The following is a 23,812-nucleotide window of genomic DNA, read 5'->3' as shown; positions in this document are numbered from 1 at the left end:
CCAGCCCGTCCGCCAGACTCAACTGACCCAGAACACGATCCGCCATCCCGAATCTCCCTGCTTCGACCATCATCACAGAATCACCGATCGGCTTCTATGCAAAGGTCTCACAAGGGGAGAAGGATAAACCGCGTTACCGCCCTTCGCGGTACCACATCGAGCCCATCGCCAGAAGCAGCAGGCCGAGCCCCAAGAAGCCACCGAACAGCGGCACGCGCGAGACGGCCTTGAGTACGCTGTCGTCGGTGGTGCGCAGGCCGATCCAGTCATCGCCGGAAGCCGCGCCCGAGGAACGGACCGGGACTACGGATGGCAGCGTGACCGTGCTGGTCAGGCTGCCAATGGCCGATGCCGGCGCCAGCCGGCGAACGCTGCCGCCGGTTGCCTCAGCCGGTGGTTTCAGCCGGTTCTCGGTGGAGACGACGTCGGTGAATTCCGGCGCGTTGACCGGCCCGACATGGGCCAATGCCGTCAGGTCGCCATTGCCGACCTGATAGAGACCGATTTCGTTGGTCTCGACGCTGCCGAGGAAGACGCCTGGTTCGGATTTCTCGAGCCTGACGATCAGTGCCTTGCCGGACGGCGTGATGACTTGCGCCGGGCCGGGGTCGTCGCTCATCGTCTGGCGGCGGATTTCCAGCACCATGCCGCGGCCGTCGGCGGTCAGCCGCTCTTCCTCGAGTTCGGGCTCCTTCATCAGCCAGTGGGCGATGCGCCGGTAGAGCTGGACGTGCGGGCCACCGCCCTCGAAGCCGCGCGCCCACAGCCAGCCCTGATCGGACAAAAGCATGCCGACGCGGCCTTCGCCCTTGCGATCGAGCAGTAGCAGCGGCCGGTTGTCGGCGCCCTTCATCACCACCTCGCCCTCGGGGTTCTCAACGCCGATGGTGCGGAACCAGCGGCTCCAGTGCGGCGGCTCGGTCGCGGAGCCGTCGAGCCCGCGCGTTACCGGATGACGCTGGCCGGTATCGGTGAGGCGCGGATAGAAGGCCTTGTCGATGACCTCGCCGGTCGGCATTGCCGGCAGCGCCGACATCAGCGGCGTGCGGGCGATCGAGCTTTCGCCGGCATATTCGGGGCCTGCCGCGATCAGCAGCGCGCCGCCCTTTTCGACATACTCGGAGATGTAGTCGTAATAGAGGATCGGCAGCACGTCGCGGTGCTGATAGCGGTCGAAGATGATCAGGTCGAAATCCTTGATCTTCTCGACGAACAGCTCGCGCGTCGGGAAGGCGATCAGCGACAATTCGTTGATCGGCGTGCCGTCCTGCTTTTCCGGCGGGCGCAGGATGGTGAAGTGCACGAGGTCCACCGAAGCGTCGGATTTCAGCAAATTGCGCCAGGTGCGCTCGCCGGCATGCGGTTCGCCGGAAACGAGCAGTACGCGCAGATTTTCGCGAATGCCATCGATCAGCGCGATGGCGCGGTTGTTGGTGTCGGTGAGTTCGCCCGGCTCGTGGTTGATGGCGAGTTCGACAATGTTGCGCCCGGCGCTGGGAATGGTCACCTGCAGCGGCATCGCCTGGCCGATGTTGGCGTGCTCGACCGATATCTGCTCGCCATTGACCGATACGCGGACATCGACCGGGCCGGTTTCGTTGTTGGTGGCGATGACGCGATAGGTCATGTCGAGCGGCTTGCCGACGAGGCCGAAGCGCGGCGCATTCTCGAAGCGAATGCGACGGTCCTTTTCATGCTCGTTGCCGGTAATCAGCGCATGCAGCGGGGCATTGAAGTCGGGTGCGCCGGACGGCGCGTCATGCACCTCGCCATCGGTGATCATGATGGCGCCGCCGATGCGCGATGGCGGCACGTCTCGGAAAGCATTTTCGAGTGAGGAAAACAACCGCGTCTCGGTGCGCTCGTCGGCAGCTTCGGACTTGCCGGCCTCGACGACACGAACGTCGAACTGCTTGAAGCGGCCGAGACGCTGCTGAAGCCCGGCCAACGCCGCGTCGGTCTGCATGGTGCGGTCGCCGATATCCTGGCTCTGACTGCGATCGACGACGACGGCGACGATGCTTTTCAGCGGCTCGCGCTCTTCGTCGAGGAACACCGGATTGAGCAGCGCCGCAGCCAGGGCAATCAGGGCTGCCAGGCGGAAGACCGCGCCGCGCTGGCGAAACCAAAGGCCGGCCAGCGCCAGCAGCAGCAGCGGTACCAGAACCACGGCGAGCAGTGGCCAGGTGATGAGCGGTTCGAAGGAGAGCGACCAGTTCATGGTCTACTGCCCCAGCCGTTCGAGCAGCACCGGGACGTGCACCTGATCGGATTTGTAGTTGCCGGTCAGCATGTACATCATGATGTTGACGCCGGCGCGCAGCGCATAGATGCGCTGCATCGGATCCGAAGGCACCGTCGGCAATAGCGGGTCGCCATTCTCGTCGACGGCCCAAGCGCCGGCGAAATCATTGGCGGTGATCATGATCGGCGAAACGCCGTCGCCGGTGCGCACCGGGCGGTTTTCGGTGTTGCTGGCTTCGAGCGATGCCTCGACCCAAAGCGGGCTGCCGGCAAAACGGCCGGGAAACTCCGGAAGAATGTAGAAGGATTTCGTCAGCACGTGGTCCGACGGCACCGGTTCAAGCGGTGGCACGTTGAGGTTGCCGAGGATGTCGCGCAGCCGCTCCGTCGCCGGGCTGGTCGAATCCGCACCAATGCCATTGGCGAACTGGTCGCGGGTGTCGAACAAGACCGTTCCGCCCTGCTGCATGTAGGCGTCGATGCGGGCGATGGCGGCCTCGCTGGGCATCGGGGCCGAGGGATCGATCGGCCAGTAGATCAGCGGATAGAAGGAAAGTTCGTCCTTCGAGATGTCGACGCCGGCCGGTGCTCCGGGTTCGAGCGCGGTTTTTTCGATAAGAAAGCGGGTCAGGCCTTCGAGCCCGGCGCGGCTGATCGAATCGACACCCGGCTCGCCGGTCAGCACATAGGCGATCCGGGTCTTTGAAATGTCCCCGATCGCCTCCGTATCTCCCGGCTTGGCGTCGTCGGCACGCGCGACGTCCGCGTGGCCAATCAAGGCGCCGAGCGCAATCAGCAGGACGGCTGCCGTCGCCGCAGCGCCGGCACGGCGCGGCCGGCGCGACAACAGGCCGCCCATCCAGAATACGGCAAGCGTGTCGAGCACCATCAGCACCAGGGCGGCCGTGACAAGCGGACCTTTGAGGTTGCGCTGCTCGTCGAAGGCATACTGGATGGTGGTGACCGGCACCGTGATATCAGGCCGGGCCAGCGGCGTGAACGCGCTGTCGCCACCGAGCAGATTGTGAGCGAACACTCCCGTCTCCGAGCCGTAGAGGCCGGGCGGGTTTTCCAGCGTCACCGGCAGCGGGCCGGCGCCGGGCACCAGCGGCCTGGCATCCGGCGTCGGCGGCACCAGCGTGCCGTCGGCGGCGATCATGCGATAGGGTGCCAGCGACGTGGCGGCGGCCTCGGCATTGGCGACAGCCGCGCCCTGGTTGCGCGACAATTGCACGATGCGCCGCAGCATCTCGACGAAGCTGCCGGAGATCGGCAGGTTGGACCACGTCGCCTCGGGGGTGACGTGGAACAGCACGAGGGTACCCTTGTCCTTCTTCATCCCGGTCACCAGCGGCGTACCGTCGGCAAGCGTAGCCCAGGTGCGCTCGACGATGTCGGGCGTCGGTTCGGCTAGGACCTGCCTGGTGACGGTGACCTCGGTGGGCGGCGCGAGGTCGGCGAAGGGACCGGTTTTCGGGAATTCGGTGACCGGCTGCGGCGCCGTCCATGACAGCGCGCCGCCAAGCGATCGTTCGCCCGTGCGCAGCCGAACTGGCAGCAGGTCGTCGTCATTGCCGGCAGCGGCCAGCCGCGAACCGGCAAAACGCACCAGCGTGCCGCCCTTGTCGACCCAGTCAACCAGCCTTTGCCGCGCTTGTTCCGGAATGGTGCCGACATCGGCCATGACGATCATCGCCGGCTTCTGGTCGAGCAGTTGCGGGATCGCGTCGGCGAGATCGACGCTCGACGGCTCGACCAGATCGGCGAACGGCTGCAGGGCGCGGCGGATGTAGTAGAGCGGCGACAGCAGCGGTTGCGCCTGGTCGGCCTCGGCCTGCGACAACAGCCCGACGCGGCGGCGTTTTGAGCTCTCATCGAGCACGCGGACGGCACCGGCCTGGCGCTCGCCATCGAGCGCGACGTGGGCGAAGTCGTTGCGCAGTTCGAACGGCACGGCCATCGTGCCGGTGGCGGTGGATCCGCCCGGGGCAAAGGTCAGCGTCGCGTCGGCAATGCGGCGGCCCTTGTCGTCGAAGGCGCCGGCCGTCACCTGTGCAGGTGCCGGATCGCCCGGTGCGCGGATGGCGGTCAGGGCGAAGCCGTCGACCTGGTTGTCGGCGCCGGTCAGGCCGGTCAGCGACAGCCGGTCGGAGACGGCCCAGACAACGCGTGCTGCGTTCTTCGACAACAGCGTGTTGAACGCGGCTTCGTCGCCTTGCGCCGCCAGACCATCGGCGAGCACCGCGACGCTGGCGCCAGGCAGCGACTCCAAGGCTGAAGCGACGCGGGCATAGACGGCGGGGCGGTCGGTCGGGATCGGCCGCGGCTTTGCCGCGCGCAGCCGGTCGAGCGCGGCAGCGGCATCGAAGGGACCGATCTCGGCATTCGGCTTCTCGGCGGTGAAAGCGATGAGCACCGGCACGCCGTTCGAATTGGCATCGGCGATCAGCCGCTCGGCGGTGGCGACGCGCTTGCCCCAGTCGGCGGCACTTGCCCAGTCATTGTCGATCACCAGCGCCAGGGCAGCGCCCTCGGCCGGCAGCTTTTCGCGCGGATTGAAGACCGGTTCGGCAAGTGCTGCCACGACAAGCGCGGCCATCAGCAGCCTAAGCAGCGTCAGCCACCAAGGGCTCTGCTGCGGCGTTTCTTCGCGCCTCAGCACGCGGGCGAGAATCCTGAGCGGCGGAAACACCTCGGCTTGCGGCCTGGGCGGGGTCAGCCGCAGAAGCCACCAGATCACCGGCAGCGCCAGCAGGCCCCACAGCACCATCGGCGCCCCGAAGGAGAGCGGCAGCCAACTCATGCGCGGGCCCTCCCGGCAAAGCTGCCCTCGGCGGTCATCGCCATGTGGATGCGCACCAGCGCCTCGGAGGCAAGGCGATCGGTATGATTGACGGTAAAGCTCCAGCCAAGCCGTTTGCACCAGGCGGCCAGTTCCTGGCGGCGGGCGGCATAAAGCAGGCGATATTCCTCGCCCAGCATTTCGGCGCGGCCGGCGGTCAGCTTGTCGCCTGTCTCAGGATCGGTGAATTCGGTGCGCCCGGCATAGGGGAAGCTTTCCTCGGCCGGATCGGCGACCTCGACCAGATGGGCGCGCACGCCGTGGCGGGCGAGCACGTCCAGCCACGCCATGGTGTCCTCGACCGGGTCGAGGAAATCGCTGACGAGGACGATGTCGCAGAACCGGCGAATGCCGGATAGGTCGGGCTTTGCCGGCAGGTCGGCGGCGTGCATCAGTTGCGCCGCGATGCGCTCGGCGCCATTGCGGGCGGTGAACGGGTCGGTCAGGCCCGGCCAGGCAATGCGCTCGCCGCTGCGCGACAAAAGCTCGGCCATGGCCAGCGCCAGCACCAGGGCGCGCGATTCCTTGGAAACGCTGGCTCCGGTCGATTTGTAGAGCATGGAAGGCGAGGGATCGGCCCAAAGCCACACCGTGTGGGCGGCCTCCCATTCACGGTCGCGGACATAGGTGTGATCGTCGCGGGCGGAACGGCGCCAGTCAATGCGCGAGGAATCGCCTTCGACATAGGGCCGGAACTGCCAGAAATTCTCGCCGATACCGCGCTTGCGGCGGCCATGCCAGCCGGCAATTACCGTGTTGACGATGCGGCGCGCCTCGACCAGCAGGTCCGGCACCAACGAAGCCCGCAACCGGCCTCTGGCGAGCGCATCGCGCGTCGCTGCCGGTGCCTGCGCTTCACCGATGCGCGCCATCAAATCCCTTTCGCGAGCTTCGCCACAACATCGCGAACCGTGGTGCCCTCGGCGCGGGCGGCGAAGGTCAGCGCCATGCGGTGCTGCAGCACCGGCTCGGCGAGCGCGCGGACGTCGTCGACCGACGGCGCCAGCCGGCCGTCATAGAGGGCGCGGGCGCGGGTGCACAGCGTCAGCGCCTGGCTGGCGCGCGGGCCTGGGCCCCAGGCGACGTACTTGTCGGTATCGGCGTTGCCCTGGCCGGGGCGCGCTGAGCGCACCAGCTTGAGGATCGCCTCGACGACGCTTTCCGGCACCGGCATACGGCGGATGAGCGTCTGGATGTCCTTCAGCCGCGCCGGCTGCAGCACGTTTTCAGCCTTGGCATCCTCGATACCGGTGGTTTCCAGCAGGATGCGGCGCTCCGCCTCGATCTCGGGGTAGAGGATATCGACCTGTATCAGGAAGCGGTCGAGCTGCGCTTCCGGCAGCGGATAGGTGCCTTCCTGCTCCAGCGGGTTCTGCGTCGCCAGGACGTGGAACGGTGACGGCAGATCATGGCGCACGCCGGCAATGGTGACGTGGTATTCCTGCATCGACTGCAGCAGCGCCGACTGGGTGCGTGGCGAGGCGCGGTTGATCTCGTCGGCCATCAGCAGTTGCGCAAAGATCGGCCCGGAAATGAAGCGGAAGGAGCGCTTGCCGAATTCATCCTGCTCCATCACCTCGGAGCCGAGAATGTCCGATGGCATCAGGTCGGGCGTGAACTGGATGCGGCGCGAATCGAGGCCGAGCACGATGCCCAGCGTTTCGACCAGCTTGGTCTTGGCGAGGCCGGGCACGCCGACCAGCAGTGCATGGCCGCCGGCCAGCAATGCGACGAGCGTGCGCTCGACGACGCTTTCCTGGCCGAAAATGACCCGGCCGACGCCGTCACGGACCCTCGAAATGTCGGCCAGCGCTTTCTCGGCCTGCGCCACCATGTCCTTTTCGCTGATCGGGCTTTCCTTGATCATAACGCTCATGCAGCATCGATCCTTCTGGTTGGAAATTCCGCTTGGCACCTTGGTGCCGCAGAGAATGCCGCGATTCGGCCTCGCATGGCGCCTGCAATGAACTTAAATCACAGACTTAGGCTGACAAGCGGAACAACAGTGACTATTTCGTGACCATGACGGAAGCCGCCGACCATCGTGAAGAGAGGCTGACGGCCGCGACCGAGGCGCGCGGGCTGGAGGCGCTGGTCTCGCGCGCGACGCGCGCTGGCAAGGGGCCGGCGCCGGTGGAACGCTGGAATCCGGCATTTTGCGGCGATCTCGACATGGAAATCAAGCAGGACGGCACCTGGTTCTATCTGGGAACGCCGATCGGCCGGATGCCGCTGGTGCAGCTTTTTTCCTCAGTGCTGCGCAAGGACGCGGACGGTAGAACCTACCTGGTGACGCCGGTGGAAAAGGTCGGCATCCGCGTCGCCGACGCGCCCTTCATTGCCGTCGAGATGGACGTGTCGGGCGCCGGCGACGGACAAATCGTCACCTTTCGCACCAATGTCGGCGACGTGGTAGAGGCTGGGGCGGGACACCCGCTGCGCTTCGTCGATGAGGACGAGACAGGTGGCCTGAAGCCTTATGTGCTGGTGCGCGGGCGGCTGGAGGCGCTGGTGGCACGGCCGGTGATGTACGAATTGGTCGAGCACGGCGAAGAGATCGACATCGGTGGCAAGACGATGTTTGCCGTCCGTTCCAAAGGCGAGGTCTATCCAATCATGCCGGCTGAGAAACTGAAACGGCTGAGCGCATGATGGACCGCCTATGATGGATCAGGTGATGCCGTTGCCGTTTTCCGCTGCCGGGTTTCGCCAGCGCGTCGCGGCACAGCCGCTGGCGCATGCCGGCGACGATTTTGGCGACCACCGCTTCAATCCGGGCCATCCCAGGCTGAAGCTGGCCAAGGCGCTGCGCGATGCCGCCGTGCTCATCCCGGTGGTCGATCATGGCCATGAAGCCACGGTCCTTTTGACCAGGCGGGCGGAAAAGCTGCGCAACCATTCGGGGCAGGTGGCTTTCCCCGGTGGTACCATCGATCTAACCGATGCGAGCCCGGAAACGGCGGCGTTGCGCGAGACATCCGAGGAGATCGGTCTCGATAGTGATTACATCGAGATCATCGGCCGTCTGCCGGACTACGTTTCCGGCAGCGGCTATCGCATCGCCCCGGTGCTCGGGATTGTACGGCCCGGTTTCAGCCTGACGCTGAATTCCGACGAAGTCGATGCCGTCTTCGAGGTGCCGCTGGGCTTTCTGATGGACCCCGCCAACCACACCAGAGACAGTCGCATGTGGAACGACCTCGAATGGTTCTATTACGAGATGCCCTATGGCGGCCAGCGCATCTGGGGCGTCACCGCGGGCATCATCCGTACGCTTTATGAAAGGCTCTATTCGTGAGCGATCCAGTGTCGATCGCGGGCAAGGCCGGGTGGCTCGGCGAACACCACCTGCAGCGCCTGCTCGCCGCTCTGACTGATGGCGGCGAGGAGGCGCGTATCGCCGGCGGTGCGGTGCGCAACGCGCTCATCGGCCAGCCGGTCGCCGACATCGACATCGCCACCACCACGGTGCCCGAGGAAACCATCCGGCGCGCCGAGGCGGCAGGCTTCAAGACGGTACCGACCGGCATCGAGCATGGCACAGTCACCGCGGTCGGCCACGGCAAGGCCTATGAGGTCACCACGCTCCGTGCCGATATCGAAACCGACGGCCGGCGCGCCAAAGTGTCGTTCGGCCGCGACTGGAAAGCCGACGCTGAGCGGCGTGATTTCACTATCAATGCACTCTATGCCGAGGCCGATGGAACGGTCGTCGATCTGGTCGGCGGTATCGCCGATATCGAAGCGCGGAGGCTGCGATTCATCGGCGATCCGGAAGCGCGTATCCGCGAGGATTATCTGCGCATCCTGCGTTTCTTCCGTTTCTTCGCATGGTATGGCGACGGCAGGCCGGATGCCGAAGGGTTGAAGGCTTGTGCCCGGCTGAAGCAGGGGCTCGACCAGCTTTCGGTCGAGCGCGTCTGGTGGGAATTGAAGAAATTGCTGTCGGCGCCGGATCCGTCGCGGGCGCTGCTGTGGATGCGCCAGGCCGGCGTTCTGACCGCCGTTTTGCCGGAAAGCGAGAAATGGGGCATCGATGCCATCCACGGGCTGACCAAGACCGAGAAGGATCTGGCCTGGGCGCCGGACCCGCTGCTCAGGCTGGAAGCCATCGTGCCGCCGGATGCCGCGCGCATGAAAACGCTTGCCGAGAGATTGAGGCTTTCCGTGAGCGAAGCAAGCCGGCTGCGGAATTGGGCGATCACAGCTGCCGTCGATCCGAAAACGACCGAAGGAGAGTTGGCGAAAAGGCTCTATTTTGGCGACCGCCAAGGCTTTGTCGATCGGTTGCGGCTGTTGCTCGCTTCCGCTCGAGCCCGCGCGATCGAGGACAATGACGCACTGCTCGAAGCCGGCGGCTTCTCGCGCCTGCTTGCCTTCGCTGCAAAATGGCAAAACCCTGTTTTTCCGGTCAAGGGCGCCGATCTGACGACGCTTGGCGCATCACCGGGGCCGAAGCTTGGTGCAACGTTGAAGAATCTCGAAAAGGAATGGGTCGAGTCCGGTTTTGCGTTTGATCGCGGCGCGCTGCTCAAGCGCGCCGCGGAGGCACTCGAATCCTGACTGTCACGCTGCGTCGCGGACCTTTTCGATGCGCGAGCGGATCGCTTCGATCATCGTCTCGCGGATCACCGTCTCGCCGTGCGTCTCGCGCAGATGCTCGACGGCACGGCGCATGACCTCAGCCTCCTCCTCGGCGCGTGTGTGCCACTCGCAGCCGGGTACGAGCGACCCGCAATGGAATTCCTTCATCGGCTTCTCCTCATCTCCTCCTTGGAGCGCCGCACAGCGCACTGACACGGAAGCTCCAGACCTTTGATTGCGCGATCCGGAAACCGCGTACGGTATCCGGGCTACACGCTGGCCAGCTAAGCATAACACGATCGAACGGTTTTGGTTGCCTTAGAGTGCCGTGCGTCCAAGCCGACACGCGACCCTCTAGTGATCGGGTTGTTGCGAAAAGGCGGAGCATCGCTGCTCCGCCCTCTTACGCTACCCAGGAGTAAGACCTCGTCTTGCTCCAGCGGGCAGGACATCACTTCACGATCTTGACTGCCTCGGCAATTTTATCCTTGCCGCTCATATCCCACGTGACGCGGACCTTTTCGCCGACCTTCAGGCCAGGATCCTTGAAGGTCTGGGGCAACGTAAAGGTGGCTCCGTTATCCAGAACTAGGCTCATCGCCGTTCCATCAAAGCTTTTGATCGTGCCGGTGGTGTGCTTGACCGCAGCGAATGCGGCAGTACCAGAGGCGAGAACGGCAGCGGTGGCTGCGGTCATAATAAGCTTGCGCATGGCATGCTCTCCTGGAAAATGCGGGCACCGCTTGGGAAAGGTGCCCCATTCAATCATGGGCCGTCCGGTCACGTCGGGTCGCGGTTCTCGGGAGTAAAGAACCGCCGGCGTTTCCCGGCCCGACGCGACAAATAGCCCAATCTTTACAATGGTATATTAGACGAAAAAGATATTTTCTGGCGCGCCTTGCGCCACATTCGCCGTCAAATTCTGGGGATTTGGACCCGATTGCGGCTCACGTCGTGCTCACCGAGATTTTACGGCCATTTCGCTTCTGGCGGCAGGCTGGACAGGATCGAGGCGACATTGCCGCCGGTCTTCAGCCCGAAGATGGTGCCGCGATCGTGAAGCAAGTTGAATTCGACATAACGGCCGCGGCGGATGAGCTGCTCGTCACGGTCGCCATCGGTCCAGTTGTCATTGAAGTTGGCGCGCACCAGATGTCCGTAGACGACGAGAAAAGATCGCCCGACGTCCTGGACGAAGTTGAAATCGGCGTCCCAGCCGCCATTGTCCTCATCCGAATGCAGCCAGTCGAAGAAGATACCGCCGGTACCGCGTGGCTCGTCGCGGTGCGGCAGGTAGAAGTACTCGTCGCACCAGGCTTTGAATTTCACGTAGTCGGCGATCGCCGCGTTCTTCTCGCAGGCAAATTGCATCGCTCTGTGGAAGGCGATCGTGTCGGGGTCGTCCTGGCTGCGGCGGCGGTCGAGCACCGGTGTCAGGTCGGCGCCGCCGCCGAACCACTGGCGCGAGGTGACGACCATGCGCGTGTTCATATGCACGGCCGGCACGTTGGGGTTCCACGGATGGGCGATCAGCGAAATGCCGCTTGCCCAGAAGGAAGGGTCCTCTTCGGCGCCCGGCATCTGCTTCCTGAATTCGGGCGAGAACTCGCCGTGGACGGTCGAGGTGTGGACGCCGACCTTCTCGAAGACGCGGCCGTGCATCATCGACATGATACCGCCGCCGCCCTTGCCGGCATCGCGTTGCCACGGCGTCTTTTCGAAGCGGCCGGGCGACCAGCTGGCCTGCGGCCCCTGCAGGTCCTGCTCGATCTGCTCGAAGCTGGCACAGATGCGCTCGCGCAACGTCTCGAACCACAGCCGTGCCTTCGTCTTCTTCTGTTCGATGTCGGCTGGCAGCCCCGCCGGTATCTCGGGTCGTTGCAAATCCTGTCTCCGGTTGCGGGCGCGCCCGACAAATGACTCGTCTTTTCCGGCCGCGATCCCTAATCTCTTGGGTGCAAGGGTCAAGTGTGAATGGAGCTCTTTCGTGCGCACCCCGGCAAGACCGCCGCTGGATGGCCTGAAGAAGAGGCTCGACCGTTCGCGCGCCGAGAACGCGCGCATGCCGCGCGACGGCTTCCTGCGCGAGACCTTCGTGCTGCCGCGCTCCGACGCTCGTCTCAAGGCGAAGGAATGGTTCGAGCGCTTTCCTAAGCAGGCCTATTGGACCGAGATCGAAAGCTGGTTCGAGCGGCCGGGCGACGTCATCGAATTCACCATCAGGCGGCTGCCGGCGGCGGATTAACGCTCCGGTCTCGAGGCTGAACGTATCAGGGCTAGTTCATCTGCCCTGAACGATCTTGATAAACACGCTTCTGTCGCCCGTTCCAAGATGCGCTCTTTTCATCTCGGCATACGTCAGGCGCCCATTCGCGAAGGCCCGCACGGTTCTTCCGCACCAGACACGTGGCGCCGCGGCTGCGCTGACATTCATGATCTTGCCAGCTTCCTGCTTCGAACTGAGAGGCGATTGCTCCGAATGCCTGATGCATTCCGTAAGCACTTTCTTATACATGGCAGGACTGCCCTGAACCAAAGTCCTTGCCGTATTCCATTCACCTTCGCTCGGCATGCATCCAGCCAACACAATGGCGCCAAGCAACGCGGCGTAAGTCTTGTATGCAAATTTCAATTCTGCCCCCCAAGATTAGTTGCAGGGGCGTATCAAGCACGGGCACATGAACTTCACAAGACTGTATAGTGACTAACGGACAGGATAAGTTCGCTGAACCCGTCCAGACCGTCATGGCTTCAACGCAGGACCAGCCTGCGGGCGCCCGCGCCGTCCCTTGCCAGCCTGTCGTTCTTATTCCGCAGCGGACATTTGTCGATCGACATGCAGCCGCAGCCGATGCAGTCGCTCAGCCCGTCGCGCAGCTTCTTGAGCTGACTAATTTTCTGGTCGAGGTCGTCGCGCCAAGCCGTCGAAAGCAAGTTCCAATCCTCGCGCGTCGGCGTCCGGCCCTCAGGCAATGATCGAAGGGCTGTGCCGATCTCGGCCAGCGAAATGCCGACCTCCTGCGCTACCTTGATGATCGCCACCCGTCGCAGCACGTCGCGGCCGTAACGCCGCTGGTTGCCTGATGTGCGGTGGCTGCGGATCAGCCCGCGTGCTTCGTAGAAATGCAGCGCCGACACCGCCACGCCGCTGCGCATCGCCACCTGGCCGACTGTTAATTCCGTTGCCGCAGCCATCTCCGATTTTCCGCTTGACCTCAAGTTAAGTTGAGCTTGTAGCGAAGAAGCCTCGAAGATGCAAACGGCAGGAGAAGGCGATGGGCGTCTGGATGAGAATGACCGGAGAGGACGCAGTGTTGCGTGAGGACGACGCCTTGGTCGCTGCGGCCGGCGATCGCGTACACATCCTAGCCGAGCTGCCGGATCGCCTCGGCCGCCACCATCGCAACGGAAAGCGCGACGTTGATGCTGCGCGCGCCGGGCTGCATTATCGGGATGATCAGTCGCGCATCCGCCGCCTCGTGAACGGCGTCCGGCACGCCTGCGGATTCACGGCCGAACAAGAGAATGTCGTCGCCGGCAAAGGCGAAATCCGTGTAGGCGGCAGCTGCCTTGGTCGACAGCAGCACCAGCCGCCGCATGGCAAGCTTGCGCCAGTCCTCGAAGGCGTGCCAGTCGACATGCCGGGTGAGCGCCGCCATTTCGAGGTAGTCCATGCCGGCCCGTTTCAGCGCCCGGTCACCGAGCGGGAAGCCCGCCGGTTCGATGATGTCGACGCCGAGACCGAGGCAAGCGGCGAAGCGCAGGATTGTCCCGGTGTTGCCGGCGATATCAGGCTGGTAGAGCGCGATACGGAGACGGTCGTTCATTTCCGCGTCTTTCTAATAAGTGGCAGATCAGCCACAGAGCTCTCGCGGTTTTGGAAATTCCTGGACTGGCGGGTGGTCATTTTCTGCGAAGTCGGTTATACGGCCAGCATTGTCAACCCGAACCGATGGAGGGGTAATTCATGATGGCCATGCACATCCACCACCCCTCTCGTGGGCTTACCAGCCCAACGGCGGTTTCGGTACGACGATTCTCCTGACCTTTTAGACTTCAATCGCACCGATTCCCGCCGAAACCTTTCGGCCTTTGAAGGAATCCTGCGATGTTTTTCAAGCTGTGGAAGGGGCTGAACGCCCCACCTGAACACGCTTCGACCGATGCCACCTTTGCCGCGCCGCGCGTGCCCGCGGCCTGGGTTGGTTCACCCCTCTACCTGCATCTTCAACTGGAGGACGGACCGATGTTCGATCCCTGTAGAATACCCGGCTCAAGAAGCCTGCACGAGCGCAAGACTGCGACCTGGGCGCTTTTGATCGGCGAGACCTACTCGTCGGCGGTTCACGCCGAGACCCGCCGGCGTCCGCATCGCGGCATGCTGCCGGACGTCGATTTCTCGCGCGCCGTTCCGGACTATAGCCGGCCGTCGCTGGTGCGCCGGATCATCAGGCTGATCCGGCCTGGTGCAAAAACCGGCGCGAAAATCCGGATCGTCAAAACGTCGTCAGCATCGTCAAACGAGACTGTCGGCGAAAGGCCCGCGACAACCTATATAGCGCGAAGCAGGACCGGCGAGGCGGACGATTCCGTATCGCCGGTCCTTGACGCCATGCGGTCTGGGCACCTCGTCCGTTCGCGTGCCGCGTGAGCGGAAACAGTATTGTGAGCATCTCTATGTTTAGCTGGTTTGAAAAAAAGCTCGATCCGTTCCCTGCCAAGGAGCCGGTCGAGCCGCCGCGGACACTGATCGCCTTCTGCGTGCATTATACGCGCGGCGCGTGGCCCTACATCGCTCTCGATGCGGTACTGGTGACGGCCATCGCCCTTGCCGAGGTGTGGATGTTCGGCTTCATGGGCCGGATCGTCGACTGGCTGTCCGGACAGAATCGCGAGACGTTCCTGCAGACCGAAGGCTTGAAGCTGGTCGGCATGGCATTCATCGTGGTTTTCGCGCTGCCGGCGACGGTCTGGTTCCATTCGCTGCTCAACCAGCAGACGCTGATGGGTAATTATCCGATGCGTATCCGCTGGCAGGTGCATCGTTACCTGCTCAAGCAGTCGATGAGCTTCTATCAGGACGAGTTTGCCGGGCGCATCGCGACCAAGCTGATGCAGACCGCGCTCGCGGTGCGCGAGTGCGTCATCAAGCTCATCGATGTGCTCAACTATATCGTCGTCTATTTTCTCGGCATGCTGTTCATTGTCGGCTCGGCAGACTGGCGGCTGGCTGCGCCGCTTGCCGTCTGGCTTGCCGGATATGTCCTGCTGTTGCGCTATTTCATCCCGCGGCTGGGCAAGGTCGGCGAGGAGCAGGCCAATGCGCGCTCAACCATGACCGGCCGTGTCGTCGACAGCTACTCCAACATCCAGACGGTCAAGCTGTTCTCGCATGCGCGGCGCGAGGCATCCTTCGCCAAGGACGGTATGGCCGGCTTTCTCGATACAGTCTACCGGTCGATGCGGCTGGTGACACAACTCTACGGCCTGCTCTACGTCCTGAATTCGCTGCTGTTGTTTTCGGTCACCGCAATCTCGCTATGGCTGTGGCTCGGCCAAGCCGTGACGATCGGCGCCGTCGCCCTGGTCATCGGCCTCGTGCTTCGGCTCTGGGGCATGTCGCAATGGATCATGTGGGAGATGTCCACGCTGTTCGAGAATATCGGCACGGTGCAGGACGGCATCGCCTCGATCTCGCTGCCGCGCCTCGTCGAAGACCGGCCTTGCGCCAAGGATATTGCCGTGACCAAGGGGGAGATCCGTTTTGAGGACATCCGCTTCCACTATGGCAAGCAGAAAGGCGTGATCGAAAGCCTGTCGCTGACGGTGAAGCCGGGCGAGAAGGTCGGCATCGTCGGCCGTTCGGGTGCCGGCAAGTCGACGCTGGTCAATCTTCTGTTGCGCTTCTATGACCTCGAAAGCGGCAAGGTCCTGATCGACGGCCAGGACATTGCGGCGGTGACGCAGGACTCGCTGCGCGCCCAGATCGGCATGGTCACGCAGGACACCTCGCTGCTGCATCGCTCGGTGCGCGAGAATATCCTCTATGGCCGGCCGGACGCCAGTGACCAGATGCTGATCGAGGCGGCGCGGCGCGCCGAGGCGCTGGATTTCATCGCCGGATTGTCGGATTCTAACGGTCGAAAGGGTTTCGACGCGCATGTCGGTGATCGCGGCGTCAAATTGTCCGGCGGCCAGCGGCAACGCATCGCCATAGCCCGTGTTATGCTGAAGGACGCACCAATCCTTATCCTCGACGAAGCGACCTCTGCCCTAGATTCCGAGGCCGAGGCGGCCATCCAGGAGAACCTCTACAGACTGATGCAAGGCAAGACCGTCATCGCCATTGCGCACCGGCTGTCGACGATCGCCGCCATGGACCGGCTCGTCGTCATGGACAAGGGCCGCGTCATCGAGGAAGGTTCGCATGAGGAACTGGTTGCCAGCGGCGGGCTCTACGCCCAGCTCTGGCAGCGCCAGTCGGGCGGCTTCCTGCTCGACGACGGCCCCTCTGCCAACGATGCAGCCGCCAACGATGCACTCGTCAAGGGTGAAGCCGCCGAATGACTGCCATCTACCGCTGGTTCGAGAACTGGGTCTATCCATTCCGGGAGCCTGCGGACCTTCGGCCACCTGCCGGCGTCAGGGGTTTCCTCTGGCATTATGTCGGGCAGGCGAAGATCGCCTTCTTCGCCATGCTGCTGATCGGCGGCATCGCGCCGTTAGTCGAAGCCGGACTGTTCTATTTCGTCGGGCGGCTGGTCGACATCCTCGACCAGCTTCCCGGCGAACGCAGCTGGCACGCGTTGTGGACTGCCGCCGGCCCGGAACTTGTCTTCATGATCGCGGTGGTGCTGGTCATCCGCACCATCGTCGTCGGCCTGTCGGCGCTGGTCGACGAGCAGACGATCACGCCGGGTTTCTATAATCTGGTGCGCTGGCAGGCGCATCGCCATGTCTCGCGCCAATCCTACGCCTTCTTCCAGAACGACTTTGCCGGACGTATCGCGACCAAGGTCTGGCAGGCGGGACAGGCGACCGGCGATCTGATGGAAAGCTTCATCGAGGTCGTCTGGTTCATGGTCGTCTATACGGTGACGACGCTGGCGCTGGTCGCCGGGCTCGATCTCCGGCTGGCGGTGCTGGTGGTGATCTGGATTACCGCCTTCGGCTTGCTGGCCAGGCGCTATTTGCCGGCGATCCGCAAGCATGCCGAAGCCACCGCCGAAGCCGGCTCGATGATCACCGGCCGCCTTGTCGATTCCTATTCGAACATCCAGACGTTGAAACTGTTCTCGGCCGATGGCGACGACCGCTACATCAGGAACGGCTTCGACATCTATCTCGACGCGCTGCGCCCGTTCACCCGCCGGCTGACCGGCGTGCGCATGGCACTGACGATGCTGTCGGGCATTATGATCACGGCGATCGCCTGCTTTGCCGTTTATCTCTGGGTCGAGGGCTCGATCACAGTCGGCGCCGTGGCTTTCACGCTGTCTTTGGTGCTGCGGCTGAACATGCTGCTCGGCCGGCTGATGATGCAGCTCAACGGCATCTTGCGGAACCTCGGCGTGCTGGAAAACTCCAAGGCGCTGATCTCACAGCCGCTCGGCCTGACCGATGCGCCGGACGCGAAAGAGATTGTCGTCGGCGGCGGGCGCATCGACGTCAGCAATGTCGAGTTCCACTACGGCAAGGGGTCCGGCGTGCTCGACGGCATCGACCTCGTCGTGCGGCCGGGCGAAAAGGTCGGCCTGGTCGGCCCGTCCGGCGCCGGCAAGACGACCTTGGTCAATCTGATCCTGCGCCTCTACGACCTCGAGAGCGGCAAGATCACCATTGACGGGCAGGACGTCTCCATGGTCACGCAGAATTCGCTGCGCGCCAATATCGGCGTCGTCAGCCAGGATACGGCACTTTTCCACCGCTCGCTGCGCGACAACATCAAGCTCGGCATGCCGGAAGCGACCGACGCCGAGGTGGTCGCGGCAGCGAAGAAGGCCGAGGCGCACGAGTTCATCCTCGGTCTGCGCGACAATCGCGATCGTATCGGCTACGAGGCCTATGTCGGCGAGCGCGGCGTCAAGCTCTCCGGCGGCCAGCGCCAGCGCGTGGCGATCGCCCGCGTCTTCCTCAAGGATGCACCGATCCTGGTGCTCGATGAGGCGACCTCGGCGCTCGATTCCGACATCGAGGCGGCGATCCAGGAAAATCTGGCAAGGCTGATGGAAGGCAAGACGGTCATCGCCATCGCGCATCGGCTGTCGACCATTGCGGCACTCGACCGGCTGGTGGTGCTCGACGAGGGCCGCATCGTCGAGCAAGGCACGCATGACGAGCTGGTCGGGCTCGACGGGCTCTATGCCAGGCTGTGGAAGCGGCAGTCCGGCGGCTTCCTGTTCAACGAAGAGAGCGCGTTGGCCGAGACCCGGCCGGCGGAGTAGTTTTCTATAAAGCGGAGTGAAATCATGGCGGTGAGAATGCCATCGAATTTCGGACGGTCCGGCGCGCAGGAGAGCGCGTTGGACCTGCTTGGCCATGAAATCCTCGGTGAAAAGGCGGCAGCGCTCGGCCGCGCCAGCCGGCGCGTCGAGGAAACATTGACGAGGCTGCGCGAGAATTGCGACAGTGTCGACCGTGCCCGGCTGCTCAGGGATGCAGCCGAAGCGGTGCACGGGTATTTCATCCAGCGCGAACTCTGCGGCCTGCGCAAGCACGACGCGGTGATCCGGGAATACAACATTCCCAAGGCCGTGCTGGCCAGGCTCGGCGCTAGCGCATGATCCGAACCGGAACTGGTTTGGGAAGCGTTATTCCAGCCACTCGGTGATGAAGCTGCCGTTCTCGTGTATGTCGGTGGTTTCCAGCGGGCCTGGCCCGAGATTGGTGAATTTGTGCGGCGTGTTCGGCGGCACGATCAGGATCTGGCCGGCTGTGGCCTCGATCTGCCGGTCGCCGACGGTGAACAGGCCGGTCCCGGTCCGGATGATAAAAATCTCGCAATAGGGGTGGCTGTGCAGCCTGGGGCCGCCGCCGATCTCGGGCAGGTAGTTGAAGATCAGGCAGCTGTTGGAGCCGTAGGCGCCGCATTGCAACTCGCCCTGCCAGTGGTCGGGCCAGTGGTCGGGCGCTTCGGCCCACTTGTCGCGGTCTATGACATGCGCCATAGGGCGAGGATAAACCGGGCCAGCGTCCGCTGTCGAGGTGAGCGCAGCCGTTTGGTTTTGCTGCTGTTTTCCAATCGTTCCGCTGGGCAAATTACGTCCCCGCGACAATCTGCCCTTGTGCCTTCACCCGTCTGGACAAAAACAGGCTTCACGCATAAACCCAAGTCCCAAATGCCGGAGGAATTCGCTAGCCTGTTCGCCATGCGCTGTCGGGCCGGCGTGATTGAGCGGGGAACAGGCTCGGCCGCCGGCACGGAAGAGACGAAAGGATCAGGCACCCGTGAGCGCAACCGACACCCAGGATCCCAACCGTCGTGATTTTCTCTACGTCGCCACCGGCATGGCGGCGGTGGTCGGCGCGGGCGCTGTCGCTTGGCCGTTCATCGATCAGATGCGTCCGGATGCCTCGACGCTGGCCCTTGCCTCGGTTGAGGTCGACGTATCTTCGCTGACGCCAGGAATGTCGCTCGTTGTGAAGTGGCGGGGCAAGCCGGTGGTCGTGCGCAACCGCACCGAGCAAGAGATGAAGGACGGCGAGGCGGTCAATCTCGCCGAGCTCAAGGATCCAATCGCCCGCAACGCCAATTTGCCGGCCGACGCCCCGGCAACCGACGCCAACCGCACCACGCCGGGCAAGGAAGCCTGGATGGTGATGGTCCAGGTCTGCACCCATCTCGGCTGCATCCCGCTCGGCCAGGAAGGCGATTTCGGCGGCTGGTTCTGCCCGTGCCACGGTTCCGTGTACGATACCGCCGGCCGCATCCGGAAGGGGCCGGCGCCCGAGAACATGGCGGTGCCGGTGTTCCAGTTCATTTCCGACACCAAGATCCGTATCGGCTGAGGCAAGGGATATTTTCCATGAGCGAGGGACACTCGACCTATACGCCCAAGACCGGCATCGGACGCTGGTTCGATTCGCGCATGCCGCTGCCGCGGCTGGTCTATGACAGCTTCATCGCCTATCCGGTGCCGCGCAATTTGAATTACGCCTGGACCTTCGGCGGCATTCTCGCGCTCATGCTGGCGGCGCAGATCCTGACCGGTATCGTGCTGGCCATGCACTACGCGGCCGACAGCACTCTCGCCTTCGATTCGGTCGAGAAGATCATGCGCGACGTCAATTCGGGCTGGCTGCTGCGCTATCTGCATTCGAACGGCGCGTCGTTCTTCTTCGTCGCCGTCTACATCCATATTTTCCGTGGCCTCTACTACGGCTCCTACAAGGCGCCGCGCGAGTTGCTGTGGATCCTCGGCTGCATCATCTACCTCTTGATGATGGCGACCGGGTTCATGGGCTATGTGCTGCCCTGGGGCCAGATGAGCTTCTGGGGCGCCACCGTCATCACCGGCTTCTTCACGGCGATCCCGCTGGTCGGCGACTGGATCCAGCAACTTTTGCTCGGCGGCTTCGCGGTCGACAATCCGACGCTGAACCGCTTCTTTGCGCTGCATTACCTGCTGCCGTTCATGATCGCCGGCGTCGTCGTGCTGCACATCTGGGCGCTTCACGTCGTCGGCCAGAACAATCCGACCGGCATCGAGGTCAAATCGAAGACCGACACGCTCGCCTTCACGCCTTACGCGACCATCAAGGATGGGTTCGGCATGATCGTGTTCCTGTTCGTCTTCGCCTATTTCGTCTTTTATCTGCCGAACTATCTCGGCCATCCGGACAATTACACCGTTGCCAACCCCCTGAAGACGCCGGCCCACATTGTGCCGGAATGGTACTTCCTGCCGTTCTACGCGATCCTGCGCGCTATCACCTTCAATATCGGGCCCATCAACTCCAAGCTCGGCGGCGTGCTCTGCATGTTCGGCGCGATTGTCATGCTGTTCCTGGTGCCGTGGCTCGACACCTCGAAGGTGCGCTCGGCAGTCTACCGGCCCTGGTACAAGCTGTTCTTCTGGCTGTTCGTGGCCGACGCCATCCTGCTCGGCTGGCTGGGCTCGCAGCCGGCCGAGGGCAGCTATGTGTTCATGGCGCAGATGGCGACGCTGTTCTACTTCGCCTTCTTCCTGGTAGCGCTGCCGGTACTTGGGCTGATCGAGACGCCGCGGCGGCTGCCGAATTCGATCACCGAGGCGGTGCTCGGGAAGAACAAGGGTGGCGGTGGACATCCTGCCGGCGCCACGGCCGCGCCGGAAACCAAAGGCTGAGCATGATCCCGAAAAGTGGAAACCGGTTTTCGGACAAGATCATGCTCGAGACGATGACAGCGCGTCAGAGAATCTCAAGGGGATTTGCATGAAGAAGATTCTCACCTCGCTGGCGCTGCTTGGCCTTGTGGCCGCGGGCATTGGGGCCACAGGCACTGGAGCGCGCGCCCAGGAAGAGGCGCACAACGAGGCGGCGCTGACGCATTTCCCGATACACGAACCAAAGGAAATGGACTGGAGCTTCGCCGGGCCGTTCGGCACCTACGACAAGGCCCAGCTGCAGCGCGGGCTGAAGGTCTACAAGGAAGTCTGCTCAGCCTGTCATTCGATGAATTTGGTGGCGTTCCGCACGCTGGAAGGCCTTGGCTATTCGGATGCGCAGATCAAGACGCTGGCGGCCGAATACACGATCCACGACGGCCCGAACGATGCCGGCGACATGTTCGATCGCCCCGGCAAGCCGTCCGACCATTTCCCGGCGCCGTTCCCCAATGCGGAAGCGGCGGCGGCGGCCAATGGCGGCGCAGCACCGCCCGACATGTCGCTGCTGGCCAAGGCGCGCGGCGTCGAACGCGGCTTCCCGCGCTTCGTCTTCGACATCTTCACGCAATATGCCCAGGGCGGTCCCGACTACATCCACTCGCTGCTGACCGGCTACGACCAGCAGCCGCCGGCGGGCATGGTCATACCGGAAGGCACGCATTACAATCCGTACTTCCTGTCCGGCGTGTCGCTGAAGATGCCGAAGCCGCTCTCTGACGGCCAGGTAACCTATGATGACGGCGCGCCGCAGACGGTCGACCAGTATTCGCGCGACGTGTCGGCCTTCCTGATGTGGGCGGCCGAGCCACACCTCGAGGATCGCAAGAAGACCGGCTTTCGCGTGCTGGTCTTCCTGCTGCTGTTCGGTGCGCTGGTCTACCTGACCAAGCGCAAGGTGTGGGCCGGCGTAGCGCACTGAGCCCTGCGATATGCGAGAATGCGAGGGCGTCGAAAGGCGCCCTTTTCATTACAGGCATGTCGATTCATCGCTGCCGGCGCAGAGCAGGCCCTTTGCCGGACAATTTTCCGTCAGGCGTCACATGGCGGTAGCCGGACTTAGCTGCAGCGGGTTACGATTGGCCCATTCCCTTCACGTCTTCAGCCGAATCTGAAAGGCCCGGAGAGCCGCTTGATGAAATCCTCGCTCGAAGAGACGCTGCTTGCCGCGATCCGCACCATTCCGGATTATCCCAAGCCGGGCATCCTGTTTCGCGACATCACCACGCTGCTCGGCAATGCGCGGGCCTTCCGCCGCGCCATCGACGAACTGGTGCATCCCTATGCCGGCCTCAAGATCGACAAGATCGCCGGCATCGAGGCGCGCGGCTTCATCCTCGGCGGCGCCATCGCCCACCAGCTCTCGGCCGGCTTCGTGCCGATCCGCAAGAAGGGCAAGTTGCCTTACGAGACGGTGCGCGTCGCCTACAGCCTGGAATACGGGCTGGACGAGATGGAGATGCACAAGGACGGTGTTTCTCCAGGCGAGAAGGTAATCCTCGTCGACGATTTGATCGCCACCGGCGGCACGGCCGAGGCGGCCGTCAAGCTATTGCGGCAGATCGGCGCCGATATCCTCGCCGCCTGCTTCGTCATCGACCTGCCGGACCTTGGCGGCCGAGAGAGGTTAGAGGCGCTCGGCGTACCGGTGAGGACGCTGATCGGGTTTGAGGGGCATTGAGCGTTTCTTCCTTCTCCCCTGTGGGAGAGGGAAAGAACTCCGCTCATTCCACCTTCACCAGCACGGCACTTTCGAATTCGATGACCTTGTCGCCGGTCGAATCGAAGGCCTCTGAGCGGAGCGTCAGCAGCCGCCAGCCCGGTCGCGAGGCGATGGGGCGATGGGCCAGCGCGGTGCGGGTGAAAGTCACGGTTTCCCCGGCATAGACAGGTTTGGGCCATTTGAGATTCTTGAAGCCGGGCGAGGGGCCGAATTCCGGCACCGGCCCAGGACCGGGCCAGCGGGCGACCTCTGCCTCTATGCCAGCCTCGAGGTTCAATTTCATCCAGGTGGCGGCGGTGTGCCAGCCCGAGGCGCAGAGCCCGCCGAATATGCTGTTCCTCGCCGCCTCTTCATCGATATGGAATATCTGCGGATCGTATTTGCGGGCGAACGCCTTGATCGCCTCCGGTTCGAATCGATGCGAACCGAGCGTGACGGTGATACCGATGCAGAAGAATTCGTCGAGGCTCACGCACGGCCCTCGCGGGTGAGGAACATGACGGTGTTTTCGAGCTCGAAAACACCTTCGCCGCGCTGGTTGAACAACTCGCTGCGCATGGTCACCAGGCCAAGCCGGGGCTTCGATCTGGACAGTCGCTTGGCAAGGACGGTGGTGCTGCCGGTCAACAGGTCGCCGGCCAGGACTGGCCGTTTCCATTTGACCTGGTCGACGCCCGGCGCGCCCTGCGAGGTCGAGTCGAGCAGGAAGGCATCGCACAGCATGCGCATGAACATGGCGCAGGTGTGCCAGCCCGAAGCCGCCAGCCCGCCGAGAATGCTGGCCTGGCCGGCGGCCTCGTCGAGATGCATCGGCTGGGCATCGAATTCACCGGCGAATTCTATGATTTCGGCGGCACTTACCAGCTTGGTGCCGAGGTCGAGCGAAGCGCCCTCGATAAAATCCTCATAAGCCCAGGTCTTTGCGGTCATGGTCTGGAAAATCCTGTTCAGGATTGTACGATCGCTACGGGTCCGGGTCCCGGATGCAGGCCAGCGTGGCATTTGGTCAAGCAATTTCTATTGCGCCAGCCCGCTGCGCCCAAGCCGCAGCGC

General features: G+C 63.6%; 25 protein-coding genes. 12 read left to right on the top strand and 13 right to left on the bottom strand.

Annotated features, from left to right (window positions below; all coding sequences use genetic code 11):
* Nucleotides 1–133 precede the first annotated feature (133 nt).
* Genes NKI58_RS30500 through NKI58_RS30485 form a run of 4 tightly spaced genes read right to left on the bottom strand, consistent with a single transcriptional unit; the run spans nt 134 to nt 6,962 of the window.
* Nucleotides 134–2,221, bottom strand: a complete 2,088-nt coding sequence (locus tag NKI58_RS30500) for a hypothetical protein (RefSeq protein WP_352788786.1) — start codon at nt 2,219–2,221, stop codon at nt 134–136.
* Between the two features lie 3 nt (nt 2,222–2,224).
* Entirely contained in the window at nt 2,225–5,047 is a 2,823-nt protein-coding gene (locus NKI58_RS30495; protein WP_352568019.1) for a DUF4159 domain-containing protein, read from the bottom strand.
* Complete coding sequence (locus tag NKI58_RS30490; protein WP_352568018.1) at nt 5,044–5,958, bottom strand: DUF58 domain-containing protein; 915 nt, start codon at nt 5,956–5,958, stop codon at nt 5,044–5,046. Before NKI58_RS30490 ends, NKI58_RS30495 begins: the two co-directional genes overlap by 4 nt.
* Nucleotides 5,958–6,962: an AAA family ATPase gene (locus NKI58_RS30485; protein WP_023679494.1), complete on the bottom strand. Its 1,005-nt coding sequence runs from the start codon at nt 6,960–6,962 to the stop codon at nt 5,958–5,960. The genes NKI58_RS30490 and NKI58_RS30485 overlap by 1 nt, the downstream gene beginning before the upstream one ends.
* Nucleotides 6,963–7,108: 146 nt before the next feature.
* On the opposite strand from NKI58_RS30485, the gene NKI58_RS30480 reads away from it, so the two are divergent.
* Genes NKI58_RS30480 through NKI58_RS30470 form a run of 3 tightly spaced genes read left to right on the top strand, consistent with a single transcriptional unit; the run spans nt 7,109 to nt 9,649 of the window.
* Nucleotides 7,109–7,738, top strand: a complete 630-nt coding sequence (locus tag NKI58_RS30480; protein ID WP_023679493.1) for a DUF1285 domain-containing protein — start codon at nt 7,109–7,111, stop codon at nt 7,736–7,738.
* Between the two features lie 13 nt (nt 7,739–7,751).
* The gene (locus tag NKI58_RS30475) at nt 7,752–8,384 is read left to right on the top strand and encodes a CoA pyrophosphatase (RefSeq protein WP_352854176.1); all 633 of its coding nucleotides are present in this window, start codon (nt 7,752–7,754) and stop codon (nt 8,382–8,384) included.
* A complete protein-coding gene (locus tag NKI58_RS30470; protein ID WP_352788791.1) occupies nt 8,381–9,649 on the top strand; it encodes a CCA tRNA nucleotidyltransferase in 1,269 nt (422 codons plus the stop codon). The genes NKI58_RS30475 and NKI58_RS30470 overlap by 4 nt, the downstream gene beginning before the upstream one ends.
* A gap of 3 nt (nt 9,650–9,652) precedes the next feature.
* Here NKI58_RS30470 and NKI58_RS30465 read toward each other — a convergent pair whose 3' ends face one another.
* The 3 genes from NKI58_RS30465 to hemF form a co-directional block, all read right to left on the bottom strand.
* The gene (locus tag NKI58_RS30465; RefSeq protein ID WP_023679490.1) at nt 9,653–9,838 is read right to left on the bottom strand and encodes a DUF1059 domain-containing protein; all 186 of its coding nucleotides are present in this window, start codon (nt 9,836–9,838) and stop codon (nt 9,653–9,655) included.
* 283 nt (nt 9,839–10,121) lie between these two features.
* Entirely contained in the window at nt 10,122–10,382 is a 261-nt protein-coding gene (locus tag NKI58_RS30460; protein ID WP_352788794.1) for a DUF1344 domain-containing protein, read from the bottom strand.
* 257 nt (nt 10,383–10,639) lie between these two features.
* Nucleotides 10,640–11,554: an oxygen-dependent coproporphyrinogen oxidase gene (gene hemF / locus NKI58_RS30455; RefSeq protein ID WP_352456466.1), complete on the bottom strand. Its 915-nt coding sequence runs from the start codon at nt 11,552–11,554 to the stop codon at nt 10,640–10,642.
* A gap of 103 nt (nt 11,555–11,657) precedes the next feature.
* Between hemF and NKI58_RS30450 the strand changes: the two genes are divergently transcribed.
* Complete coding sequence (locus NKI58_RS30450) at nt 11,658–11,915, top strand: hypothetical protein (protein WP_023679487.1); 258 nt, start codon at nt 11,658–11,660, stop codon at nt 11,913–11,915.
* A gap of 36 nt (nt 11,916–11,951) precedes the next feature.
* On the opposite strand, the gene NKI58_RS30445 is transcribed toward NKI58_RS30450, so the two are convergent.
* The 3 genes from NKI58_RS30445 to NKI58_RS30435 all read right to left on the bottom strand — a co-directional run bounded on the left by NKI58_RS30445 (nt 11,952) and on the right by NKI58_RS30435 (nt 13,497).
* Nucleotides 11,952–12,302, bottom strand: a complete 351-nt coding sequence (locus tag NKI58_RS30445) for a hypothetical protein (RefSeq protein ID WP_156937440.1) — start codon at nt 12,300–12,302, stop codon at nt 11,952–11,954.
* Nucleotides 12,303–12,421: 119 nt separating this feature from the next.
* The gene (soxR, locus tag NKI58_RS30440) at nt 12,422–12,865 is read right to left on the bottom strand and encodes a redox-sensitive transcriptional activator SoxR (RefSeq protein WP_352788798.1); all 444 of its coding nucleotides are present in this window, start codon (nt 12,863–12,865) and stop codon (nt 12,422–12,424) included.
* A 170-nt stretch (nt 12,866–13,035) separates the two neighbouring features.
* A complete protein-coding gene (locus NKI58_RS30435) occupies nt 13,036–13,497 on the bottom strand; it encodes a tRNA (cytidine(34)-2'-O)-methyltransferase (protein WP_352788801.1) in 462 nt (153 codons plus the stop codon).
* Nucleotides 13,498–13,778: 281 nt separating this feature from the next.
* Here NKI58_RS30435 and NKI58_RS30430 point away from each other — a divergent pair, with 281 nt between their 5' ends.
* Genes NKI58_RS30430 through NKI58_RS30415 form a run of 4 tightly spaced genes read left to right on the top strand, consistent with a single transcriptional unit; the run spans nt 13,779 to nt 18,453 of the window.
* On the top strand, nt 13,779–14,321 hold the full coding sequence (locus NKI58_RS30430; protein WP_352586760.1) for a hypothetical protein: 543 nt from the start codon (nt 13,779–13,781) through the stop codon (nt 14,319–14,321).
* Between the two features lie 26 nt (nt 14,322–14,347).
* Nucleotides 14,348–16,237 (top strand): ABC transporter ATP-binding protein, encoded by a 1,890-nt coding sequence (locus NKI58_RS30425; protein ID WP_352788805.1) that lies wholly within the window; start codon nt 14,348–14,350, stop codon nt 16,235–16,237.
* Nucleotides 16,234–18,114 carry an ABC transporter ATP-binding protein gene (locus tag NKI58_RS30420; RefSeq protein WP_352788808.1) on the top strand — a complete coding sequence of 627 codons (1,881 nt, stop codon included), beginning with the start codon at nt 16,234–16,236 and terminating at the stop codon, nt 18,112–18,114. Before NKI58_RS30425 ends, NKI58_RS30420 begins: the two co-directional genes overlap by 4 nt.
* Before the next feature lie 24 nt (nt 18,115–18,138).
* On the top strand, nt 18,139–18,453 hold the full coding sequence (locus NKI58_RS30415) for a DUF6665 family protein (protein ID WP_352788811.1): 315 nt from the start codon (nt 18,139–18,141) through the stop codon (nt 18,451–18,453).
* A 27-nt stretch (nt 18,454–18,480) separates the two neighbouring features.
* Here the strand turns inward: NKI58_RS30415 and NKI58_RS30410 are convergent, their stop codons facing one another.
* On the bottom strand, nt 18,481–18,837 hold the full coding sequence (locus NKI58_RS30410) for a cupin domain-containing protein (protein ID WP_023679479.1): 357 nt from the start codon (nt 18,835–18,837) through the stop codon (nt 18,481–18,483).
* Nucleotides 18,838–19,117: 280 nt separating this feature from the next.
* Here NKI58_RS30410 and petA point away from each other — a divergent pair, with 280 nt between their 5' ends.
* The 4 genes from petA to NKI58_RS30390 all read left to right on the top strand — a co-directional run bounded on the left by petA (nt 19,118) and on the right by NKI58_RS30390 (nt 22,717).
* Nucleotides 19,118–19,678, top strand: coding sequence for a ubiquinol-cytochrome c reductase iron-sulfur subunit (gene petA / locus NKI58_RS30405; RefSeq protein WP_023719206.1), 561 nt, complete (start codon nt 19,118–19,120; stop codon nt 19,676–19,678).
* Nucleotides 19,679–19,695: 17 nt separating this feature from the next.
* Nucleotides 19,696–20,997 (top strand): cytochrome b, encoded by a 1,302-nt coding sequence (locus NKI58_RS30400; RefSeq protein ID WP_352586768.1) that lies wholly within the window; start codon nt 19,696–19,698, stop codon nt 20,995–20,997.
* 88 nt (nt 20,998–21,085) lie between these two features.
* A complete protein-coding gene (locus NKI58_RS30395) occupies nt 21,086–21,958 on the top strand; it encodes a cytochrome c1 (RefSeq protein WP_352788816.1) in 873 nt (290 codons plus the stop codon).
* Nucleotides 21,959–22,171: 213 nt separating this feature from the next.
* Entirely contained in the window at nt 22,172–22,717 is a 546-nt protein-coding gene (locus NKI58_RS30390) for an adenine phosphoribosyltransferase (protein ID WP_254819181.1), read from the top strand.
* A gap of 43 nt (nt 22,718–22,760) precedes the next feature.
* Here the strand turns inward: NKI58_RS30390 and NKI58_RS30385 are convergent, their stop codons facing one another.
* On the bottom strand, nt 22,761–23,231 hold the full coding sequence (locus NKI58_RS30385) for a MaoC family dehydratase (protein WP_023678444.1): 471 nt from the start codon (nt 23,229–23,231) through the stop codon (nt 22,761–22,763).
* A complete protein-coding gene (locus NKI58_RS30380) occupies nt 23,228–23,689 on the bottom strand; it encodes a MaoC family dehydratase (RefSeq protein WP_352575772.1) in 462 nt (153 codons plus the stop codon). Before NKI58_RS30380 ends, NKI58_RS30385 begins: the two co-directional genes overlap by 4 nt.
* Between the last annotated feature and the right edge of the window lie 123 nt (nt 23,690–23,812).

It is taken from the genome of Mesorhizobium sp. M0522, assembly GCF_040321085.1.
Classification (GTDB): Bacteria; Pseudomonadota; Alphaproteobacteria; order Rhizobiales; family Rhizobiaceae; genus Mesorhizobium.
This window is presented reverse-complemented; position numbering and strand designations above follow the sequence as displayed.

Coding starts and splice junctions, on each gene's coding strand:
- NKI58_RS30415 (WP_352788811.1), top strand. CDS start 18,139: ATGGCGGTGAGAATGCCATCGAATTTCGGACGGTCCGGCGCGCAGGAG.
- NKI58_RS30465 (WP_023679490.1), bottom strand. CDS start 9,838: ATGAAGGAATTCCATTGCGGGTCGCTCGTACCCGGCTGCGAGTGGCAC.
- NKI58_RS30390 (WP_254819181.1), top strand. CDS start 22,172: ATGAAATCCTCGCTCGAAGAGACGCTGCTTGCCGCGATCCGCACCATT.
- NKI58_RS30500 (WP_352788786.1), bottom strand. CDS start 2,221: ATGAACTGGTCGCTCTCCTTCGAACCGCTCATCACCTGGCCACTGCTC.
- NKI58_RS30490 (WP_352568018.1), bottom strand. CDS start 5,958: ATGGCGCGCATCGGTGAAGCGCAGGCACCGGCAGCGACGCGCGATGCG.
- NKI58_RS30420 (WP_352788808.1), top strand. CDS start 16,234: ATGACTGCCATCTACCGCTGGTTCGAGAACTGGGTCTATCCATTCCGG.
- NKI58_RS30395 (WP_352788816.1), top strand. CDS start 21,086: ATGAAGAAGATTCTCACCTCGCTGGCGCTGCTTGGCCTTGTGGCCGCG.
- NKI58_RS30435 (WP_352788801.1), bottom strand. CDS start 13,497: ATGAACGACCGTCTCCGTATCGCGCTCTACCAGCCTGATATCGCCGGC.
- NKI58_RS30425 (WP_352788805.1), top strand. CDS start 14,348: ATGTTTAGCTGGTTTGAAAAAAAGCTCGATCCGTTCCCTGCCAAGGAG.
- soxR (WP_352788798.1), bottom strand. CDS start 12,865: ATGGCTGCGGCAACGGAATTAACAGTCGGCCAGGTGGCGATGCGCAGC.
- NKI58_RS30430 (WP_352586760.1), top strand. CDS start 13,779: ATGTTTTTCAAGCTGTGGAAGGGGCTGAACGCCCCACCTGAACACGCT.
- NKI58_RS30380 (WP_352575772.1), bottom strand. CDS start 23,689: ATGACCGCAAAGACCTGGGCTTATGAGGATTTTATCGAGGGCGCTTCG.
- NKI58_RS30495 (WP_352568019.1), bottom strand. CDS start 5,047: ATGAGTTGGCTGCCGCTCTCCTTCGGGGCGCCGATGGTGCTGTGGGGC.
- NKI58_RS30480 (WP_023679493.1), top strand. CDS start 7,109: ATGACGGAAGCCGCCGACCATCGTGAAGAGAGGCTGACGGCCGCGACC.
- NKI58_RS30410 (WP_023679479.1), bottom strand. CDS start 18,837: ATGGCGCATGTCATAGACCGCGACAAGTGGGCCGAAGCGCCCGACCAC.
- NKI58_RS30475 (WP_352854176.1), top strand. CDS start 7,752: ATGGATCAGGTGATGCCGTTGCCGTTTTCCGCTGCCGGGTTTCGCCAG.
- NKI58_RS30485 (WP_023679494.1), bottom strand. CDS start 6,962: ATGAGCGTTATGATCAAGGAAAGCCCGATCAGCGAAAAGGACATGGTG.
- NKI58_RS30400 (WP_352586768.1), top strand. CDS start 19,696: ATGAGCGAGGGACACTCGACCTATACGCCCAAGACCGGCATCGGACGC.
- NKI58_RS30460 (WP_352788794.1), bottom strand. CDS start 10,382: ATGCGCAAGCTTATTATGACCGCAGCCACCGCTGCCGTTCTCGCCTCT.